Source organism: Micromonospora sp. NPDC005254 (assembly GCF_042872525.1).
Taxonomy (GTDB): Bacteria; Actinomycetota; Actinomycetes; order Mycobacteriales; family Micromonosporaceae; genus Micromonospora.
Genome location: NZ_JBIAKM010000007.1, coordinates 24,987 through 42,172, shown reverse-complemented (window position 1 = coordinate 42,172; position 17,186 = coordinate 24,987). Strand labels below are relative to the sequence as shown.

Sequence of the window (17,186 nt, the reverse complement as noted above, 5' to 3'; positions counted from 1 at the left end):
GCTTCGGTCAGGGACCCTGCGGCAGGGGTTGGGCCAGTGCGCGCAGGTCCGCCGGGAGTTGGGACAGGGCGTCGGAGAACTCGCGGTGCCCGACCACCCGGTGCATGGTCTGCAGAACCGCCCGTACGCCCCGTTCGGCCCCGGGCCGGTCGGTCCCGGCGCGGTCGGCCACGCGGCGCAGGAACTCGTCGTACCCGAACGCTTCCGGCGGCTCGGCGGCCTTGACCAGCAGTGGGCTCAGCTCGACGGCCAGGTGGGGAGCGAGCGCGGCGGCCTCGCCACCGCTGAGGCGCTCGGTGAGCGTCCGCAGCACGGCCTCGGTCAGCGGGCGTGCCTGCGCGGGCGGGATGCCCGCCCGCGCCGCGACCTTGTCGACGAATCCCAGATCGGCCATGGTCCCGCCCTTTCCGTTGCCGAGACGCGTGGCTACCCCGGCCCACCGGCGGCAAACCCGGGCGCGCCGAGGTCGCTTCTGTCGGTTGCCCCGCGCCCGGCCAGCCCCGTCTCGTACGGTGAGATCGGACCGGGTTCACGCCGGCCGCCCGGCGGCGGCCCGTGCCGCAGGAGGAGCAGATGGCGGTCGACCTGCCCGACGTGATCGACAGGTACTTCCGGGCCGTCCGCGACGGCGACCTCGACGCCTTGGTCGCCTGCTTCGCGGACACCGCGAGCGTGGCCGACGAGGACCGGTTGTACGAGGACCGGCCGTCGATCCGCTCCTGGGCGCAGCGGACGATGGCGGCCTCCTCGTACACCGCCGAACCGCTGCGGGTGACGCCCCAGGCGGGCGACTCGTACCTGGTCATCGCACGGGTGTCGGGCGAGTTTCCGGGCAGCCCGATCGAGCTGCGGTACCGGTTCACCCTGCGCGACGACCTGATCGGCGCCCTGGACATCCGCCCGTAGCGTCCACGCGAGTCGCCCGCCAGGAGGAGACGTCGTGCCACGGGTCCGTCGCGTTCGAGGCGACGCCCTGACCTCCTCGAAGGGCGAATCGCCGACCCGCGCCCGACGCTCCGCGTCCCGTCGTCGGGCCTCGGAAGCGGACCGGAACGGCTTATGGTGATCACCCGCCGAACGGACGACGTGGTCGGTCGGCCGACGGATGACATGATGTGCCGACAACAGCTGACGCTACGAGGAAGGGTGCTGCTGTCTGATGGCGCACTTCGAGGCCCGCACGTCCACGACACCCGGGCGGATCGTGGTCACGCTGACGGGTGAGTGTGACCTGGCCGCCCAGGCTGAGCTGACGGCCGTGCTGTCCGCGGCGGTACGCGCCGCGCCGGTGGTGGTGGTCGACGTCGGCGAGCTGCGGTTCCTCGACTCCACCGGCCTGCACGGCCTGGTGACCGCCCATCAGGAGGCACGCGCGAACGGCCGACATCTGTACGCCGTGAACGCCGCCGGCCCGGTCGCGACAGTCCTCGACATCACCGGCATCGGCAACCTGCTGCGCCCACCCGCCGACGACTCGCGGCTGGCGGGCTGATGGCGGCCGACCGGCGGGAGACCCGCGGCGTGACCGAGCAGCCCTCGACAGCCCTGCGGACGGACACCATGGCGTACGAGGTGGCGACCGACCTGCGGGCGCTGCGCGCGTTCGTCTGCTCCGGCGCCATCGCCCGGGGCCTGTCGGCCGAGCGGGTGGAGCTGCTGGCGCTGGCGGTCAGCGAGCTGGCCACGAACACGTTGCAGCACACCGCCGACGGTGGCCGCGTCCGGCTCTGGGCCGAGGGTGACCAGTTGTTCTGCGACGTCGTCGACCAGGGCCCGGCGCGGGCGTTCGGCCGGGCCATGCCGGCCGCCGACGCGGTACGGGGTCGCGGGCTGGCCATCGTCGAGCAGATCTGCGACGAGGTGGCCGTGCTGGCCGCCAGTGAGGGCACCGTGGTCCGGATCCGGCTGGCGCTGTGAGCGGGGCGGCTCAGGGCAGCACGCGCACGGCCAGGGTGCACGTGTCGTCGTCCGGGTTGGGATGGTTGAGCAGGTCACGCAGCCGGGCGAGGGGCTGCTCCCCCGGCGTCGCGGTGAGCGCCGAGAGGGTCGCGCGCACCTGCGGCAACCGGTCCTGCTCGGGCGCGCGTCGCTCGATGAGGCCGTCGGTGTAGAACAGCACGAGGTCGCCGGGGCTCAGGCGCGGGGAGAGCACCGGGTACACCGCGTCGTCACCGGCGCCCAGCAGCAGACCCGGGGGGCGGTCGAGCGGGTTGGTCTCGCCGGCGCGGGACAGCAGCGGCACCGTGTGCCCGGCGCGGCCCCAGCAGAGCACCCGGGTGGCCGGGTCGTACACCGCGACCACGGCGGTTCCGGTGATCGAGAGCTGCCCGCAGAGCCGGTTGAGGTGCCCCAGCAGCACCGACGGGTCCCGGATGCCGATCGACAGCCAGGCCACCAGGGCGAAGCGCAGGTGCGCCATTCCGCTCGCCGCGTCCAGCCCGTGACCGGTGACGTCGCCGACGGCGAGCACGACCTTTCCGTCCGGCAGGGACTGCGCGTGGTACCAGTCCCCGCCGACCCGCGCGGCGCTCTCGGCCGGCAGGTAGTTGACCACCGCCTCCAGGCCGGCCAGCGGAAACGGGTCGCGGGGCACCGGCTGGATGAGGTTCTGCAACTGCCCGGCCAGCCGGTGCTCGGCGAGGGCGGTCATCTCCCGCGTCCGCAACTGGTCACTGAGTCGCTCGATGGCGGTCCGGGAGTCCACCCGGGCGGTCACGTCCTGCACCACAGCGTGGATCTTCAGCGGTGCGCCGTTCGCGTCGCGGGAGACGTCGGAGAGGATCCGCAGGTACCGGACCGCGCCCGCCGCCTGGAACCGGACCGTCACGTCCGAGGAGGCACCGCTGTCCAGCGTCTGCCACGCCGTCTCGCGCAGCATGTAGTCGTCGGGGAGCAGGGCGGCTGCCTGCTCGGCGCGCGACATCGGGCCGAGCGCCGGATCACGCTCGAAGATGCGGTACATCCCGGGTGACCACTGGCTGACCCCGCTGGCCAGGTCGTACTCCGCCCAGCCGAGGTTGCCCAGCAGCTCGGTACGGTCCATCCGCCGGCGGTCCTCGTCGAGGCGCTGCCAGGACACCAGCAGACCGCCGAGGACGCGGTGCACGTGGACGTCGAACAGCGAGTCGGCGACGACGCCGGTGCGTTTCTCCACGTACCGGAAGTCGGCCAGGCGGCCGGACGAACCGGTGGCGAGCACCTGCTGGTACAGCTGCCAGAGGGGTCCGCCGACCATGCTGGGGTACAGCTCGCTGAGCCGGGCGCCCACCCGGTCCACGCCCCGACCGTAGATGTCGTGGCTCTGGCCGCTGGTGGCCGCGATCCGGAAGTCGGCGACCGCCCGGTGGTCGTCGGGCACGGGCAACAGCCACGTACACCCGGCCGGGACGACCGCAAGGATCTCCCGGACGACCGCCTCGACCGGCCACGTCGCTTCGGCGGCGAGCGCGCCGGGACCACCGTGGTCCGCCATGGCACGAAGCCTAGTCACCGACCGGCGAACGGCACACAGCCGGCGCATCGAGGTGGCATTCCGGCCGGGTGGGACCCACGGTGGGACGAGACGCGCCGCCGCGCCGATGCGCCCCCGTCGAGGCGTGCCGACTGCCACAATGCGGTCAGTCCGGACGGTGGCGCCGGACGGAGGAGACCAGGAGGACGGCCATGCCGGACAGCGAACGCGAGGCGGAGCTGCTCGACGCCGAACGCACCCTGCAGGCCGCGCAGCGCGCCGGTGACGTCGCGGCCCTCGATCAGTTGCTGGTCGACCAGCTCATCGCGATCGGCCCCGACGGGCGCCAGCACGGCAAGGCCGAGGACCTGGCCGCGCACCGGGACCGGACCTCGGTGATCGAGGAGCTGATCGAGGAGGAACTGGACCTGCTCGTCGTCGGACGGACCGGTGTGACGTTCTTCCTGGGCCGGGTGGCCGGGGTGTTCAACGGTGAGCCGTTCGCCGCGCGGCTGCGCTACACCCGGACCTGGATCCACGACGACCCGCACGGCTGGCGGATCCTCGCCGCACACATCAGCCCGGTCTGACCCGCCGGGCCGGGCTGTCCCGCTTCAGCTCACGGTGGCGTCGATCGGGCCGACGCGCAGCAGACCGTCGTTGAGCGGGGTGCAGCGGATGCCGCCCGTGGTGCGCAGCGCCTTCCAGGCGCCCGGACCGACCGTGACGTCCATCCAGGCGCACGGGCGGGCCGCCCGGTTCACCCGCAGGCTGACCGGGCCGTCGCCGGAGTCCAGGATCAGGACCCGGCCGATCAGCTCGTCCACGGCGATGCCTGCGGTGAGGATGTTGCGCCGGACCTGCGCCAGGCCGATGCCGGCCGGCAGGGACTCCTGGGCGATCACGGTCACGCTGGCGTCGCGGTGCGCCGGCTTGCCGAAGTAGCGGTCGCCGACGATGCCGAGGCCGGCGCGGAGCGCAACGGTGTCAACCAGCTCGCCGGGCGGGGCCGGCGCCGGGCCGTCGGAGGGCCGGCCCCGAAAGCGGTGCACGGGCGAGGCCAGCAACTCGACGATCTGCGGCATGGCACGGATTCTACGAACCGGACGTGCCCTGCGGGCCGGCTCGGCGGACGGGGTGCAGTGCCGGGGACGACCGCACGAAAGGCCGCCGTCCCCGGCGGTCTCAGGCCGGTGTGCCGGTGACGGTGAGGTTGCGCAGTCGGCCGACGTTGTCGAACGAGCCGAAGCCCACCCGCCCCGAGCCGAAGGTGGTGTCCTTCGCGGTCAGCAGCGGGTCCCGGTGCCCGTCGACGTAGACGGCGATCTCGCCGGTGGCCGGCAGGTGCACGAGGCGTACGCGGTGCCAGTCGGCGTCGGTGATCGCCGGGTTGGCGCCACGGGAGCGGCCGTTCCACTGGTGGTCGATGCGCTCCCGGTCGGCGTTGTTGACCTTGAAGATGCCGTTGTGCGGATAGATCGTGTTGTCGGTGGAGAGGTGGGCGTAGTAGAACTCGGTGTCCGAGCGCCAGCCGAAGACGATGATCACGTCGCGGTTGCTGACCTCCACCGGCGTGTCGAGTCGTACCCGAGCGTCGAGGAGGACCGACGACCACGCCGGGCCGGCGGTCAGCACGGCGTACTCGAAGGGCCGGCGCGGGCCCGGCCGGCTCTCGCCGGCCTCGGCGAGGATGACCTGGTCGCGGGTGAACTGCCACTTCGCGGGCGTCACCGGCGCCCAGTTCGCGGCGCCCGAGGTGTGCCGCAGCGTGGTGTCGCCGACGTCGCCGCTGGCGAACTCCATCGTGCCGGTCACCTTCCAGATCGTGCCGTTGGCCTTGGCGACGAGATACAGCTCGCCGGCGGCGTCGGTGCCGAAGCGCAGGTCGACCCGGTTGGGGTCGCCGGGGGCGCCCGGTCCGGAGAGGTCCCGCATCCGCACCGGGCCACCCGCGGCGTTGAAGAGCGCGAGCTGGTGGATCGGTGCGAGGCCGTGCCCGCGGCGCATCTCGTTCGCCTCGGTGTAGAGCACCCGACCGTCGACGAGGTCGCCGAAGACGTACTTGCCGCGTAGCGCGGGGACGGCGTGTCCGCGGTAGACGAACCCGCCGGCCACCGCGACGCCGACGTCCGAGGTGCAGTTCCAGTCCGCCGCGGGGTCGTGGTCGTACGCGGCGACGGGGTACGTGTAGCCGTAGCGCTCATCGTCGGCGGGCAGCGGGAACAGCCGGTCGCAGGGGTTGGTGGCCGTCTTGTCGAAGACGAAGGACCCCTCGCGCTCGCTCCAGCCGAAGTTGTCGCCGGCGCGGACCTCGTAGATCGCCTCGATGGCGTGCTCACCGATGTGCCCGAGGTACATCCGGCCGGTCGCCCGGTCCCAGCTGAACCGGTGCGGGTCGCGGAAGCCCACGGCGTAGATCTCGCCGAGCGCGCCGGCCTGCCCGACGAACGGGTTGTCGGCGGGAATGCCGTACCGGCCGTTGGCCGAGTTGGCGCCTCGCGGGTCGATGCGCAGCAGCTTGCCGTGCGGCAGGCCCAGGTTCTGCGGGTCGGTGTTGCGGACGCCCAGGCCGCCGTCGCCGACGGCGAGGTACAGCAGGCCGTAGTCGCGGTCGTGGCGCTTGGCCGTCGGGTTGAAGTTGATCTCCTGGATGCCGTGCACCTGCCCGCCGAAGCCGATGCGCAGCACCTCCCGGCGGGTGCCGGCGAAGGTGTCGGCGGCCGGGTCGGTGGCCGTCCACTCGGTGATGACGCCGTGGTAGATCGTGCCGGCCTGGGCGTAGTCCGGTGCCGTGGTCGCCGCCGACGCCAGCTCGGTGTGGATGGTGTAGAACCGGCCGTTGACGGCGAACTCGGGGTGGAAGGCGACGTAGCCGAAGCCCTGGCCGAGCCCTCGGCCGGAGAAGAACCGGGGCGCGAACGTCGCCGCCACGTCGAGGTAGACGTGCGGCACGCCGTTCTCGACCAGGTAGAGGTTGCCGTTCAGGTCGGGCACCGCGCGCCGGCCGGAGCCGTCGGGCAGCTCCATGATGGTGTTGATCCGGGCGGTCCGCATGAGCCGTTGGTCCGTCGGCGCGGGGGTCGGGTACGACTGCGGGAAGCGGGCGTACTCGCTCAGGACCAGCCCGAGGCGGGACTGGATCGGCATCTCGGGGATCGGGTCGTAGACCGCGCCGGCGGCTCGGGCGGGGCCCGCGACCAGGGTGGACAGCACCACCACGAGGGCGGTGAGGCCGGCCGTCAGCGCGGACCGGCGGACGCGGCCGGGGCGGCGGTGGAGGATGCGCACGCGTGTCTCCTTCTCGGTGGGACGGTGCCGAGGGTGGTCAGCGGGCCATGCGGTCGTACTGCCTGCGCACGTCGCGCGCGGAGACCACGCTGTCGAGGAACAGCAGGCCGTCCATGCGGCAGTCGCAGGGGTTGCGCTCCAGCGTGTCCTGCGGGAAGCTCCCGCCGATCTTGATGCCCCGGGGGTCGGAGGCGGTGGTCACGTGCGGGCCGGGCCCCGACACGAGCCACGGGTCGTCGGTGCGGGTGTAGAAGCCGTCGACCGGTTCGCCGTTGCGATAGAGGGCCAGCGCGCCGGTGCCGAAGTCGAAAGTGGCGGCGAGGTGCACCCACTCCCCCACCGGCAGCAGGTCCCGCCAGTCCCGATTCGCGGCGAAGGTCTGCGAGTTGCCACCGTCGAGGCGGCGGCCGAGCGCGACGAGGCGCAGTTCGCCGTCGACGTCGATCAGCTCCAGCAGGGCCCGGACGCCGTGGCCGTCGGAGTCGCCGGTGAGCAGGCCGGCCAGCCCTATCGCGTTGTACCGGTCGTTCGGGTCGGCGGTGGTGGAGTTGAGCGCCGGGCTGTCCATGTTCAGCTTGAACCAGCCCATGATGGTGGTGCCGCCGGTGGCGCTGAAGGCGCGCAGCGTCCGCACCCCGCTGGCCGACCACGTTCCGGCCTTCCAGTCGTCGTTGCCGGTGGTCGCGGGGTCGACCTGCCGGGTCTGCACCGCGTTGCCGCTGCCCCGGTAGGCGCGGTCGGGCACCCGCATCGCCGCGCCGCCGTTGATCAGCTCGATCTCGGTGCCGGAGCGGCCCTGGTCACGCTCCAGGGCCGGGTCGCCCGGCACCGGGTGGTCGAAGTCGTACGCGGCGACCAGGTGCGCTCGCAGAGCCGGGTGGACGTCGTGCGCGGTGCTGCGGTCCGCCTGGGCCGGCGGCCCGCCGACGCCGGTCAGCACGCCGACCACCAAAAGCGAGACGGCGACGATTCGGGCTCTGGACATCGTTCACCTCGTTTCGCGGCACGCCGGTGCCCGCTACGTAAGCGCTTACGTAAGCGCTTACGTACCCTAGGCTTCGTCGAACGTCACTGGCAATAGATCCGGTGACATGGATGTGTCGGGGAGTCGCGGATGCCCAGGGCTGGCCAGCGGCCGCGCCTCGTGGAGGTGGCCGAACGTGCGGGCGTCTCACTGGCGACCGCCTCCCGGGCCCTCGCCGGCCGCGAGGGGGTCAGCACCGAGGTGGCCGACCGGATCCGGCGGGTCGCCCACGAGCTGGGCTACGTCGCCAACCCGTACGCCCGCACCCTGGCCGGGGGCGCCCGGTCCACCGTCGGGCTGATCGTCCACCAGGTCGACGACCCCTACTTCTCCGAGATCGCCGCCGGGGTCATCCAGCTCGCCGCCGAGCAGGGGCTGCTGGTGCAGATCTGCCAGTCCGGCCGGGACCCGGGCTACGAGCTGCAGCAGCTGCGCCACCTCATCGCCCAGCGGGTCGGCATCATCCTGATCAGCGGCTCCGGGTACGACGACCCGCGGGTCGAGGCCGAGGCCCGCGCCGAGCTGGCGGCGTTCCAGGACCACGGCGGCCGGGTCGCCGCCATCGGCCGGCACGCGCTCGGCGTCGACGCCGTCCTGCCGGACAACGAGGCCGGCGGCCGCGCGCTCGCCGCGCACCTGATGGACCTCGGCCACCGCCGCATCGCGGTCGCCGCCGGCAGCGCCGGCCTCACCACGGTCGCCGACCGGCTCGCCGGCGTGACGTCCGCGCTGCGGCAGCGCGGGCTGCGCCCCGCCGACCTGACGGTCGTGCACGGGAACTTCACCCGCGGCGGCGGACGGGCCGCCACCGAGCAGATCCTCAACGAGCACCCGGAGACCACGGCGATCGTCGCGCTGAACGACGCCATGGCGATCGGCGTCCTCTCGACGCTGCGGTCGCGCCGCGTGCCGGTGCCCGCGCGGATCTCCGTCGTCGGCTTCGACGACGTCTCCGTCGCCGCCGACCTCGCGCCCAGCCTCACCACCATCCGGCTGCCGATGACCGAGATGGGCCGCACGGCGCTCACCCTCGCCCTCAAGCCCCGCTCGGCGCGTCCCCGCCGCCGCAGCACCGGCCACCTGCTGGTCGTCCGCGACTCGACCGGCCCCGCCCCGACGACCTGACCGGCGGCAGGGGTGCGGTCAGACCGCCAGGGCCGCCCGGACGTCCCGCTCCGCGGTGCCGCCGCCGTCGCCGTCCGAGGTGACCCGACCGGATTCCAGCACGTGGTAGCGGTTCGCCACCCGCAGCGCGAAACCCAGGTGCTGCTCGACGAGCAGCACGCTGAAGCCGGGCTGTCGGGTCAGCTCGACGATCCGCTCCTGGATCTCCGCGACCACCGACGGCTGGATGCCCTCGGTCGGCTCGTCGAGCATCAGCAGCCGGGGCCGGGTGATCAGCGCGCGGGCGATGGCCAGCTGCTGGCGCTGGCCGCCGGAGAGCAGCCCGGCCCGTCGGCGCAGCAGCGGGCGCAGCGCCGGGAACAGGTCCAGCACCTCCGCCGTGGCCACCGCGCCGTCGCGCCGGCCGTCGGCGACCAGGCGCAGATTCTCCGCGGCGGTCAGGTGCGGAAAGCACTGCTGGCCCTGCGGGACGTACGCCATCCCGCGCTCCACCCGCTCGTGCGGCGCGAGACGCGTGACGTCCTCGCCGTCCAGCTCGACGGTGCCGGCGCTGGGTCGCAGCAGACCCGCCGCGACCCGCAGCAGGGTGCTCTTGCCGGCGCCGTTGTGCCCGAGCACCGCGGCCACCCCGTCGGGCGGGACGGCCAGGTCCACCCCGTGCAGCACCCTCGAACGCCCATATCCGGCGTGCACTCCGCGCAGGGTCAGCATCATGCCTCCAGAGGACTGGGGGCCGACCCGGCGGCGACCGGGTGGCCAAGGTAGACCTCCTGCACGCGCGGGTCCGCCTGGACCTGCGCCACCGTGCCCTCGCTGAGCACCTTCCCCGCGTGCAGCACCGTGACGCTGCGCGCGAACCGGCGCAGGAAGTCCATGTCGTGCTCGATCACCACCACCGTGCGGTCCCGGCTCACCGTCTCCAGCAGCGCGCCGGTGGCGTCGCGCTCCTCGTGGCTCATCCCGGCGACCGGCTCGTCGAGCAGCAGCAGCCGCGCGTCCTGCACCAGCAGCATGCCGATCTCCAGCCACTGCTTCTGGCCGTGCGCGAGCGTCCCGGCGAGCTGGTCGGCCCGCCCGGCGAGGCCGATGGTCTCCAGCGCGGCGGCCACCTCGTCGGGAACCCCCCGCCGACGCCGCGCCAGGGTCATCCAGCTCCGCCGGGCGCCGGCCGCGATGTCGAGGTTCTGCACGACCGACAGCTCCTCGAACACCGTCGACGTCTGGAAGGTTCGCCCGATGCCCAGCCGGCTGATCCGGTGCACCGGGCGGCCGAGCAGCTCCTGGTCGCCGAACCGCACCGAGCCGGTGGCCCGCACCAGACCGGTGACCGCGTCGACGAGGGTGGTCTTGCCGGCGCCGTTCGGGCCGATCAGGAACCGGATGTCGCCGGCTGGCACCTCCAGCGAGACGCCGTCGACGGCGGTGAAGCCGTCGAAGCTGACCCGCACGTCACGGACGGACAGGCCGTCCAGCCGCTCGCCGCTCATGCCGCGCTGGCTGGGCATGCGCTCACGGCCCTCGCTGCGCTCGGTGCGTTCGCTCATGCCGCCGGCACCTCCGTCCGCTCGACGCGACGTCGACCCGGTGGTGACCACCCGCGCCGGCTCGGCTCCGGGCCGCCGTCGCGGCGGCGGGCCAGCGCCCACAGCGACGCCAGGCCGCCGGGAAGGAACGCCACCACGACCACGAAGAGCAACCCCTGCAGGTACGTCCAGGTGCCCGGGAAACGCTCCGACAGGGCGGTACGCGCCCAGGCCACCGCCACCGCGCCGAGCACCGGGCCCAGCAGCGTCGCCCGGCCACCCACCGCGACCCCGATGACGAACTCGATCGACGGGACGATCCCGATCAGCGCGGGCGAGATGATGCCCACCGCCGGCACGAACAGCGCCCCGGCCAGCCCCGCCATACCGGCCGCGACCACGTACGCCACCAGCTTGACCGACGCCGGGTCGTAGCCGAGGAAGCGGACCCGCTCCTCGCCGTCGCGGACCGCCACCAGCAGCTCGCCGTAGCGGCTGTGGATGAGCTGACGGGCCAGCGCGAGCAGCGCCAGCAGGACGCCGGCGATGATGAAGTAGACCATCCGCTGGTTGACCGGATCGTCGAGGTCGTAGCCGAAGAAGCCCTCGATGTCGGTGAGCCCGTTGGTGCCGCCCGTGGTGCCCTGCTGCCCGATCAGGAGGATCACCATGGCGGCCGCGAGGGCCTGACTGAGGATGGCGAAGTACGCGCCCCGCACGCGGCGGCGGAACACCAGCGAACCGAGCCCGAAGGCGACAGCCATCGGCAGCAGCACCGTGGCGGGCAGCGCGAACCACGGGCTGGCGAACGGCCGCCACCACAGGGGCAGTTCGTCGAGCTGCCCGTACAGCTGCATGAAGTCGGGCATCCCACCGGGACCCGCGTCGGCGAGCTTGAGGTGCATGGCCATCGCGTAGCCGCCCAGGCCGAAGAAGACGCCCTGGCCGAGGGTGAGCATCCCGCCCCGGCCCCAGGCGATCCCGATGCCCACCGCGACCATGGCGACGCAGAGGTACTTGGCGAGCAGGGCCAACCGGAAGTCCGACAGCACCAGCGGCGCCACGGCGAACAGCAGCGCCGCGCCGAACGCGAAGCCCGCCGCCGCGCGCAGCCGCGACCGGCCCCCCGGCGGGTTCGGCGGTACGGCGCCAGCGGGTGCCGTTCGCACGGCGGTGTCCGGTGGGGCGGGTGTCACGGCGGTCATGCGAGGCTCCTGGTCCGCAGGGTGAACAGGCCCTGTGGCCGCCACTGGAGGAACGCGACGATCGCCACGAACACGATCACCTTGGCGACGCTGAGGGTCGTGAGGTACTCCCCGGTGGCCTGGAGCACGCCGAGGGCGAAGGCGACGATCACGCTGCCCTTGAGTTGGCCGATCCCGCCGACCACGACGACCAGGAAGGCGTCGATGATCAGGTTGGTGCCCATGGTCGGGCCGATCGGGCCGAGCAGGGTGAGCGCCACCCCGGCGAGCCCCGCCAGGCCGGAGCCGAGGAAGAACGTCGTCCGGTCGACGCGGGCGGTGGGAATGCCGGACACCGCGGCGAGGTCGCGGTTCTGCACCACCGCGCGGATCCGGCGCCCGAGCGGGGTGAGCCGCAGCGCCAGGGTGAGCGCCGCGACGGCGGCCAGGGCCAGGGCCAGGATGAACAGCCGGTTGTTGGCGATGGTCAGCCCGCCGGGCAACGCCACGTTGCCGGTCAGCAGGTCCGGTGCGCGGGTCTGCACGTTCGGGCTGCCGAAGACGTCGCGGGCGAGCTGTTGCAGCATCAGCGACACACCCCAGGTGACCAGCAGGGTGTCCAGCGGGCGCGCGTAGAGCCGGCGGATCAGCAGGATCTCCAGCAGCACACCCATCGTGCCGGCGACCACGAACGCCACCGGCAGCGCGACCAGCAGCGACAGGCCCGCGCCGGTGATGCTCTGCTGCAGGACGTACGTGGTGTACGCGCCGGCCATGATGAACTCGCCGTGCGCCATGTTGATGACGTTCATCTGGCCGAAGGTCAGCGCCAGCCCGAGCGCGATGAGCAGCAGCACCGCGCCGATGCTGATGCCGGTGAAGAGTTGACCGAAGAGGACTGTCACGGTGGGTACTCCGTACTGCTGGTCGGGTGGCCCGGGCGGGCCGCGAGGCGCGCGCCGCCCGGGCCGGCGTCGTCAGCTCAGGCCGCTCGCCCACGGGTAGGTCTTGAGGTACGGGTCCGGCGCGACCGGCTTGCCGGAGTTCCACACCTCGGTGATCAGACCGTCGGCGCCGATCTTGCCGATCCGGGCGGTCTTGGCGATGTGCTGGGTCTTCCCGTCGACGGTGACCAGGCCCTCCGGCGCGTCGAAGGTGATCCCGTCGGAGGCGGTACGGACCTTCTCGACGTCGAACGCGCCGGCCTTGGTGACCATCGCCTTCCACAGGTACACGCTGACGTACGCGGCCTCCATCGGGTCGCTCGTCGGCTTGTCCGCGCCGTACTTCGCCTTGTACGCGGCCACGAACTTCTCATTCGCCGCGCCGGGCGTGGTCTGGTAGTAGTTCCAGGCGGTGAGCTGGCCCTGGAGGTACTGGGTGCCGATGCCCTTGACCTCCTCCTCGGCGATCGACACCGACACCACAGGCATCGCCGCGGCGGTCAGGCCGGCCGACTTGTACTCCTTGAAGAAGGCCACGTTGCTGTCGCCGTTGAGGGTGTTGAACACGGCATCCGCGCCGGAGGACTTGACCTTGTTGACGATCGTGCCGAATTCGGTGGACCCGAGCGGCGCGTAGTCCTCACCAGCGACGGTCATCCCGTTCGCGGCCGCGTACGCCTTGATGATTTTGTTGGCGGTACGGGGAAACACGTAGTCACTGCCGACCAGATAGACCGACTTCACCCCCTCGGCCTTGAGGTAGTCGAGCCCGGGAACGATCTGCTGGTTGGTCGTCGCTCCGATGTAGAAGATGTAGGGCGACTGTTCCAACCCCTCGTACTGCACCGGGTAGAACAGCAGCGCCTTGTTCTTCTCGAACACCGGCTTGACCGCCTTACGGCTCGCCGACGTCCAGCAGCCGAAGACGGCGGCGACCCGGTCCTCGGAGATGAGCTTCTCGGCCTTCTCGGCGAAGGTCGGCCAGTCCGAGGCGCCGTCCTCCCCCACCGGCTGGATCTTCTTGCCGAGCACGCCGCCGGCCGCGTTGATCTCCTCGACGGCGAGCATGATGGAGTCGCGGACGGTGACCTCACTGATCGCCATGGTGCCGGAGAGCGAGTTGAGTAGGCCCACCTTGACGGTGTCGCCGGAGACGTCGGCGGTGACGCCGGCCGCGCCGCCCTCGTCACTGGTCTTGCTGCCGCACGCGCTCAGCGCGGCCGCGGCGACGACGGTCATGGTGCCCGCCAGGATGCGGCGGCTCCAAAGAAGTGACATCTATTCTCCCTGCGGTGCACTCACGTGACGAATGGACGGTCGGTGCGGTCCGGTGGAGCTGAGTGGGCGATGCCGAGGTCGACGGGTGGACGCCGCCTGTGGTCATCGCATCGGGTACGGGCACGCAAAGCGTCGACCGGCTTGATTGCGTGAGTGTTTCCCAGTCCTTAATTGACTGTTTCCCGCGCTCGTTCGAAGGCGCACACCACAATGGCCGACACCGTCAGTCGGAGACAGCGTCGGCCTTGGGGAATTCCGAGGAAGAATGGCCACCACAATGGTCGGCGAACAGATTGCACCGACGGTGGACACACATTCGCGGTATCCGGCCCTCGGCCAGATACTTCACGCAGGAAGCATCTTAGGGTCGAGCCGGGTGGGGCTGTCAAGGGCCGGAGGCGGCGGTCAGAGCTGGGCGAGCACCGTGAAGTCGAGACCGTCTGCCTCGGCGAGGTAGATCCGCTGACGCACGTGCCGCCGTCGCAGCCGCAGCCGACCGCGCGGCCCGTGGTACGCCACCGTGTCGGCGGCCGTCTCGATCGCCCGCACGTCGAGGGTGCGGGCCTGCCCGATCAGGGCGGCGAGCAGCATCACGCCCTCGTAGCAGGACTCCCCCAGGCTGCCCAGCGGCGGCGCCTCCACCCCGAACCGGCGGGCGAACTCACCGTGGAAGTCGAGATTCTCCTGGGTCACCAGGCCGGCGAAGAAGCCCGCCGTGCTGTAGAGCCGCCGCGTCGCGCCGACGCCGCTGGCCAGCAGCATGTTCTCGTCCATGAGGGTGCTCAGTCGCAGGCAGCGCTGATCCATCCCGGCGCGGGCGAACGCCCGGTTGAACCGCACCGCGTCGGCGCCGACGAGCAGCATCACCACCGCGTCGGCCTCGCTGCGCTCGATGTGGCGCAGCACGTCGTCGAAGTCGTGCGTCTCCAACGGCAGGAACGCCTGCCCCACCACCCGCCCACCGCCGCGCACCGCGTACCGCTGGGCGGCCCGCGCGGTGCGCCGTGGCCACACGTAGTCGTTGCCGACCACGAACCAGCGGCGTACGCCCTGTTCCCCGGCGAGCAGCCGCATCGCGGGCCACAGCTGGGCGTCCGGTGTCTCGCTGGTCAGGAACACTCCCTCGGTACGCTCACCGCCCTCGTACAGGGCGGTGTAGACGTACGGCACCCGGTGGGCGACCCGGGGCGCCAGCGCCTGCCGCACCGAGGAGATGTGCCAACCGGTCACGCCCTGCACGGCGCCCACCGACACCAGCGCCTCGACCTCGGCGGCCACCTCGGCCGGCGGGGCGCCGCCGTCGACCGGCACCAGCCGCACCTCGCAACCCAGCACCCCGCCACAGGCGTTGATCTCCTCGACCGCGAGCTGGGCGCAGAGTTCGCAGGTCGGGCCGAACATTCCCGCCGGCCCGCGCATCGGATAGACCAGCGCGATGCTGACCACGGCCCGATCGACGGTGAGCCACGGCGGTGCCGGCGCGGACATGAGCACATGATTGCCCGGCCCACCTCGGAAGACCAGAGCTCACCACGGACCGGGACGACTCGGTACCATGGCAGGGCCACCGCACCAGGGAGATCCATGTCAGACGTGCCCGGGGCGCCAGCCGACCTGCTGCGCTCGCTCACCCGCGCCGAACGGCTGCTCTCCCGCCGGTTGGGCGCCGTCCTGGCCGACGACGAGCTGACCACCGAGGCGTGGCGGGTGCTCTGCCTGCTCGCCGACGGTCAGGGTCACCCGATGAGCGAGGTGTCCGTTGAGGCGTCGCTCCCGCCGGGCACCCTCACCAAGCTGGTCGACCAGCTCGTCGACCGCAACCTCGTCTTCCGGCGGATCGACCCCCTGGACCGCCGACGCATCCGGGCCTACCTGACGGCCCGGGGCCGCGGCGAACACGCCCGCCTCGACGAGCGGATTCGGGCCAGCCTCGCCGACCTGGGCGTACCGGCCGACCCCGCCCTGATCGACCACCTCGACGACCTGATCGCCCGCCTCGACCCGACCCGTCGCCGCGACCACGCCGACGCAGCCGGTCCGCGCCACTGACCCGATCTCGGCGGGTCACTCCACCTTGGTGAGAAGCGGCTTACCCTTCTCGACGACGTACGTGGCCAGTTCGACGGCGACGCCGTCGCCGACGTTGCGTGCCTGGTGATGGACGCCGTACGGCACGGTGAGAGCGTCACCGACGTTGCACACCACCGGTGGCTGGCCCTCAAGGGTGTACTCCAGCGATCCCTGGAGTACGCAGATGATCTCTTCGCCGGGATGGAAGTGCTTGAACGGCGGTGAGTCCGGCGTGAATTCCACCCGACTCTGGATGACCTCGCGGCCCTCGATGCTGAGATCGTGTCGCTGGAGATCGACACGCCACAGCCCGGGCGCGCCCTCCACGGCTGTCGGGCTGATGCCCTCGGGGCGATCTTTCCCACTCATCACGGCCTCCTGTGAGCCGTCATCCGAACGGCGGTCGCTCCGGTTGGCACATCCCCTCGAGGATAGGAGGCTCCCCACCCCTGATGGGCCGAGATGCCGAACAACAGGGGTCCACCTACCCGCTGAGGTGGGCGCGCAGGGTGTGCGCGTCGGGGGCGGTCGCGGTCCACAGTGTCGCCGGGCCCCCGGCCAGCGGCAGTCGGGCGACGGTCCCGTCGACCGTCGCCGGCTCGACGGGCCGCGACGGGTCCACCAGCAGCAACGAGCCGGTGGCCGGCGCCCCGCCGAGCACGGCGGGGCCGGCCCAGCCGGGCGCCTGCGGTCCCACCGCCAACGACTGGCGCAGCAGCGGCCGGCCGTCGTAGTCAACCCGGGTGTGCACGACCGCACCGCCGGGCGACTCGCCGTACCGGCCGCAGATCAACTCGTCCCGCCAGCTCAGCCTCGCCCCGGCGGCCAGCTCGATCCGGGATTCGGCCAGGTGGGCGCAGCCGGCCGCCGCGATGAGTTGCTCGGGCAGCCAGTGCAGCGCTGCGCCGTCGTGCACCACCGCCCGCACCGCCATCCGCGACACCGCGCCGGGCCGGCCGGGCAGGGCGACCGAGGCGGCGACGCTGTGCACCCGTACCGCCGCTCCCGGCCCCACGTCGATCTCCAGACGGAGGTCGTCGCCGGCGAGCGGGCCGGCGGCCCCGCCCACGACGTGCACGGTCGCGACGCCACCGTCGCCCGGCGTCTGCCGCAACAGCAGCGGCGTCTCGCCGTGCAGCTCGGTCAGGACAGTGCCGCCCCGGCCGTCGGCCCGGGCCACCAGCCGGGCGAACGCTCGCATCAGGCCGGGCCGGCCGGCGGGGCGACGGGGTGCAGGGCCGCGTGGTGGGCCAACTCGTGGCGGATCCAGTCGGCGACCCGACCTGCCGTCGGGTCGCC

General features: G+C 72.4%; 20 protein-coding genes (1 of these 20 only partly in view). 6 read left to right on the top strand and 14 right to left on the bottom strand.

Annotated features, from left to right (window positions below; genetic code table 11):
- Positions 1-7 precede the first annotated feature (7 nt).
- Entirely contained in the window at positions 8-394 is a 387-nt protein-coding gene (locus tag ACFYPR_RS21585; protein WP_354860673.1) for a DUF2267 domain-containing protein, read from the bottom strand.
- Between the two features lie 179 nt (positions 395-573).
- Between ACFYPR_RS21585 and ACFYPR_RS21580 the strand changes: the two genes are divergently transcribed.
- The 3 genes from ACFYPR_RS21580 to ACFYPR_RS21570 all read left to right on the top strand — a co-directional run bounded on the left by ACFYPR_RS21580 (position 574) and on the right by ACFYPR_RS21570 (position 1,917).
- Positions 574-906 carry a nuclear transport factor 2 family protein gene (locus ACFYPR_RS21580; protein WP_354860672.1) on the top strand — a complete coding sequence of 111 codons (333 nt, stop codon included), beginning with the start codon at positions 574-576 and terminating at the stop codon, positions 904-906.
- Positions 907-1,159: 253 nt separating this feature from the next.
- Positions 1,160-1,492: an STAS domain-containing protein gene (locus tag ACFYPR_RS21575; protein ID WP_355066522.1), complete on the top strand. Its 333-nt coding sequence runs from the start codon at positions 1,160-1,162 to the stop codon at positions 1,490-1,492.
- Between the two features lie 29 nt (positions 1,493-1,521).
- The gene (locus ACFYPR_RS21570; RefSeq protein WP_387261973.1) at positions 1,522-1,917 is read left to right on the top strand and encodes an ATP-binding protein; all 396 of its coding nucleotides are present in this window, start codon (positions 1,522-1,524) and stop codon (positions 1,915-1,917) included.
- Between the two features lie 10 nt (positions 1,918-1,927).
- Here ACFYPR_RS21570 and ACFYPR_RS21565 read toward each other — a convergent pair whose 3' ends face one another.
- Positions 1,928-3,472: a PP2C family protein-serine/threonine phosphatase gene (locus ACFYPR_RS21565; protein ID WP_387261970.1), complete on the bottom strand. Its 1,545-nt coding sequence runs from the start codon at positions 3,470-3,472 to the stop codon at positions 1,928-1,930.
- A gap of 191 nt (positions 3,473-3,663) precedes the next feature.
- Between ACFYPR_RS21565 and ACFYPR_RS21560 the strand changes: the two genes are divergently transcribed.
- A complete protein-coding gene (locus ACFYPR_RS21560) occupies positions 3,664-4,041 on the top strand; it encodes a nuclear transport factor 2 family protein (RefSeq protein WP_354860666.1) in 378 nt (125 codons plus the stop codon).
- A 24-nt stretch (positions 4,042-4,065) separates the two neighbouring features.
- Here ACFYPR_RS21560 and ACFYPR_RS21555 read toward each other — a convergent pair whose 3' ends face one another.
- The 3 genes from ACFYPR_RS21555 to ACFYPR_RS21545 all read right to left on the bottom strand — a co-directional run bounded on the left by ACFYPR_RS21555 (position 4,066) and on the right by ACFYPR_RS21545 (position 7,724).
- The gene (locus ACFYPR_RS21555) at positions 4,066-4,536 is read right to left on the bottom strand and encodes a molybdenum cofactor biosysynthesis protein (RefSeq protein WP_354860665.1); all 471 of its coding nucleotides are present in this window, start codon (positions 4,534-4,536) and stop codon (positions 4,066-4,068) included.
- A gap of 100 nt (positions 4,537-4,636) precedes the next feature.
- Positions 4,637-6,739 (bottom strand): PQQ-dependent sugar dehydrogenase, encoded by a 2,103-nt coding sequence (locus ACFYPR_RS21550; RefSeq protein ID WP_387261967.1) that lies wholly within the window; start codon positions 6,737-6,739, stop codon positions 4,637-4,639.
- A gap of 37 nt (positions 6,740-6,776) precedes the next feature.
- Complete coding sequence (locus tag ACFYPR_RS21545) at positions 6,777-7,724, bottom strand: LamG-like jellyroll fold domain-containing protein (protein ID WP_354860663.1); 948 nt, start codon at positions 7,722-7,724, stop codon at positions 6,777-6,779.
- Positions 7,725-7,853: 129 nt separating this feature from the next.
- Here ACFYPR_RS21545 and ACFYPR_RS21540 point away from each other — a divergent pair, with 129 nt between their 5' ends.
- A complete protein-coding gene (locus ACFYPR_RS21540) occupies positions 7,854-8,888 on the top strand; it encodes a LacI family DNA-binding transcriptional regulator (protein ID WP_387261964.1) in 1,035 nt (344 codons plus the stop codon).
- 18 nt (positions 8,889-8,906) lie between these two features.
- Here ACFYPR_RS21540 and urtE read toward each other — a convergent pair whose 3' ends face one another.
- The 6 genes from urtE to ACFYPR_RS21510 all read right to left on the bottom strand — a co-directional run bounded on the left by urtE (position 8,907) and on the right by ACFYPR_RS21510 (position 15,305).
- Entirely contained in the window at positions 8,907-9,602 is a 696-nt protein-coding gene (gene urtE, locus ACFYPR_RS21535) for an urea ABC transporter ATP-binding subunit UrtE (protein WP_387261961.1), read from the bottom strand.
- Positions 9,599-10,432, bottom strand: a complete 834-nt coding sequence (urtD, locus tag ACFYPR_RS21530; protein ID WP_387261958.1) for an urea ABC transporter ATP-binding protein UrtD — start codon at positions 10,430-10,432, stop codon at positions 9,599-9,601. Before urtD ends, urtE begins: the two co-directional genes overlap by 4 nt.
- Positions 10,429-11,616, bottom strand: a complete 1,188-nt coding sequence (gene urtC, locus ACFYPR_RS21525) for an urea ABC transporter permease subunit UrtC (protein ID WP_387261956.1) — start codon at positions 11,614-11,616, stop codon at positions 10,429-10,431. Before urtC ends, urtD begins: the two co-directional genes overlap by 4 nt.
- Positions 11,613-12,500: an urea ABC transporter permease subunit UrtB gene (gene urtB / locus ACFYPR_RS21520; protein WP_355066516.1), complete on the bottom strand. Its 888-nt coding sequence runs from the start codon at positions 12,498-12,500 to the stop codon at positions 11,613-11,615. The genes urtC and urtB overlap by 4 nt, the downstream gene beginning before the upstream one ends.
- A 72-nt stretch (positions 12,501-12,572) precedes the next feature.
- Positions 12,573-13,817 (bottom strand): urea ABC transporter substrate-binding protein, encoded by a 1,245-nt coding sequence (gene urtA / locus ACFYPR_RS21515; protein WP_387261953.1) that lies wholly within the window; start codon positions 13,815-13,817, stop codon positions 12,573-12,575.
- Between the two features lie 405 nt (positions 13,818-14,222).
- Complete coding sequence (locus ACFYPR_RS21510; protein ID WP_387261950.1) at positions 14,223-15,305, bottom strand: substrate-binding domain-containing protein; 1,083 nt, start codon at positions 15,303-15,305, stop codon at positions 14,223-14,225.
- Between the two features lie 96 nt (positions 15,306-15,401).
- Here ACFYPR_RS21510 and ACFYPR_RS21505 point away from each other — a divergent pair, with 96 nt between their 5' ends.
- The gene (locus tag ACFYPR_RS21505) at positions 15,402-15,866 is read left to right on the top strand and encodes a MarR family transcriptional regulator (RefSeq protein ID WP_355066514.1); all 465 of its coding nucleotides are present in this window, start codon (positions 15,402-15,404) and stop codon (positions 15,864-15,866) included.
- Between the two features lie 15 nt (positions 15,867-15,881).
- On the opposite strand, the gene ACFYPR_RS21500 is transcribed toward ACFYPR_RS21505, so the two are convergent.
- From ACFYPR_RS21500 to ureG, 3 genes are all read right to left on the bottom strand, one after another.
- Positions 15,882-16,256: a cupin domain-containing protein gene (locus ACFYPR_RS21500; RefSeq protein ID WP_354860647.1), complete on the bottom strand. Its 375-nt coding sequence runs from the start codon at positions 16,254-16,256 to the stop codon at positions 15,882-15,884.
- A gap of 115 nt (positions 16,257-16,371) precedes the next feature.
- On the bottom strand, positions 16,372-17,088 hold the full coding sequence (locus ACFYPR_RS21495; RefSeq protein WP_354860646.1) for an urease accessory protein UreD: 717 nt from the start codon (positions 17,086-17,088) through the stop codon (positions 16,372-16,374).
- Positions 17,088-17,186: the final stretch of an urease accessory protein UreG gene (gene ureG / locus ACFYPR_RS21490; RefSeq protein WP_387261947.1), read on the bottom strand. Its footprint extends 789 nt past the window's final position; the window shows 99 of its 888 coding nt (coding positions 790-888); its start codon lies beyond the right edge, outside the window — the gene reads right to left on this strand; it ends in the stop codon at positions 17,088-17,090. The genes ACFYPR_RS21495 and ureG overlap by 1 nt, the downstream gene beginning before the upstream one ends.